The organism is Methanobrevibacter sp. (genome assembly GCF_045586545.1).
GTDB lineage: Archaea > Methanobacteriota > Methanobacteria > Methanobacteriales > Methanobacteriaceae > Methanocatella.
Window position 1 is genome coordinate 1 of sequence record NZ_JAZNAN010000080.1, and the last position, 2,031, is coordinate 2,031.

3 protein-coding genes are annotated in these 2,031 nt (G+C 33.4%); 1 reads left to right on the top strand and 2 read right to left on the bottom strand.

Annotation, left to right across the window (positions count from 1 at the left end; all coding sequences use genetic code 11):
- Window positions 1–196 precede the first annotated feature (196 nt).
- Window positions 197–715, top strand: a complete 519-nt coding sequence (locus ACKI3D_RS06290; RefSeq protein ID WP_407393015.1) for an ankyrin repeat domain-containing protein — start codon at window positions 197–199, stop codon at window positions 713–715.
- A 49-nt stretch (window positions 716–764) separates the two neighbouring features.
- On the opposite strand, the gene ACKI3D_RS06295 is transcribed toward ACKI3D_RS06290, so the two are convergent.
- Together ACKI3D_RS06295 and ACKI3D_RS06300 are read right to left on the bottom strand one after the other, a co-directional pair.
- Complete coding sequence (locus tag ACKI3D_RS06295) at window positions 765–1,016, bottom strand: hypothetical protein (protein WP_407393016.1); 252 nt, start codon at window positions 1,014–1,016, stop codon at window positions 765–767.
- Between the two features lie 88 nt (window positions 1,017–1,104).
- Window positions 1,105–2,031, bottom strand: a 927-nt coding sequence (locus ACKI3D_RS06300; RefSeq protein ID WP_407393017.1) for a transposase, incomplete at its 5' end; no start/stop codon positions are given.

Below are 2,031 nucleotides of genomic sequence, written 5' to 3' on the forward strand. Positions count from 1 at the left end.
ATCAAAGAATTATCATTTTCTTTTTTTTCAAATCAAAATTAGCAAATTGCTCCAAATAAATATTTTTGTGAGGAAAACTCACGGAATTTAACTTTTAAACAATAGGAGTATGATGATGCTAAAAACTTATAATAAAGAAAATAACACCTATAGTCGTTACTTCCACGTTTCAGAAATAGAAGCTGCTTTAGAGAAAATGAAGCAAATCAGCAGTCGTGTGGAATATAGACCTTTTGACGAGATTCCGAATAGAAACCAAATAGAAGATTACCACGTAATCATTGATGATACCAATAGCTTGGAAAGGATGTTTGCCGACAATCCTGCTTTCAAATTGGAAAGCCCGATGGATATTATGAGAAGAACTATATTGTTAGTGGCTTGCGGTATGAGTGAAGACACCGAAGGAATTGAATACTTGATTAACAAAGGTGCGGAAATTAACCGAAATGACTTAATGGGCGAAAATGCTTTAATGTATGTCATTCAAAACCCCAATATGCCAACAGAAGAAAAGCTGAAAGCCGTTCAATTACTGATAGACAACGGAATTGATGTTAATTGGCTTAATAGCCGTTTTGAAACTCCTTTGATGATGGCATTAAATCGGATAGAAATTGAAGTTGCCAAGCTTTTAATAGACAATGGTGGAATTGTTTATCAACCACCCAAAAGACCTAAAGAACCTGACACCAAAGAAGAAAACAAAGAATAACTCCTGACATATGTTCAACCAAGCCGCTACGGAAACGTGGCGGTTTTTCTTATCTCAAACACTTTTTAATGGCGTTTCTACCGTCACCAACTCTACCAAAGGCATTTAGTAATTGCAGGGAATATTTTTCATTTATAGGCTCATATTGTCTGAACAACCAAAACAGTTTTTTCTCTATTAAATCACAATCATCAATAAACGATTGTAGCATTTCATTTGTTTCATCAACAGCAACATCATCTTCCTGCAAGATTTCATAACTGGCGATTTTGCCGCAGTGTCTGCCTAAATAAGCATCCATTTCATCTTTATTCTCAAAGAATTTATAACCTCTGCGGCTAGTAATCGTTTCAATCAATACCTTCATAGTAATCAACCCAGTTAAAAAATTATGCACAAAGATGTTTGATTTTAGCATTAAGAGTAATAATAATTTTACGCATAGTAGCAGTAACAGCAACCATTTTCTTTTTACCACGAGAAGTTAGGTTTGTATAAAACAAGTTCATTTTTTCATCATATTTAATTGCTACAAGGGCAGCAATAAACAAAGCTTTTTTCACATCAATTCTGCCTGTTCCGGTGCGTCTGTATCCATTAATAGTTCCGCTGTCTCTAGCAAATGGAGCAACGCCGGCAAGAGCTGCTATTTCTCGTCTATTCAAGTATCCAAGCTCTGGCAACAAACCAAGTAATATATAAGCAACTTTTTTACCGATACCTTTTTGTTCAAGTAGAAGTTTATATTTCTTTCTTAATTCTTCATCGTTTTCGATGATAATTTCTATTTCATTTTCGAGTTTTGCAATTTCTTTTTCATAAATATTTATTAGTTGTTTTATTGACCTTGTGACTATTTGCATATTATCCGGAGCTTTTAAGCGATTCTTCTCTTGTTGGAGCAATTGTTTTATGTCACTTAATCTCATAACAAGCTTCTTAATTTGATTATTATATGGTTGATACAATCTCAGAGTATTAAAACACTTTTCACCATATTGAGCTAAGATATTAGCATCTATTTTATCTGTTTTAGCGCTTATTCCTAATGCTCTAGCAAAGGCTTTTACTTTTCTTCCTTCTGCTCGAATTATATTGCAGCCCTTCACATAAAATTCATTAACACATAAAGCTTCATAACCTCCGGTTAAGTCAATGATAACATTTAAATCTTCCGACAATTCCAAAGCTCTGATATATTTGCGTATCGCCGCTTTGGTATTGTCTATCTCAATAAATTCTCCCGTTTTAGAATTAAATATATCTAATTTGTATTTAGAAACGTCAATTCCGATAAAAGTATTGTTTTTTAATTC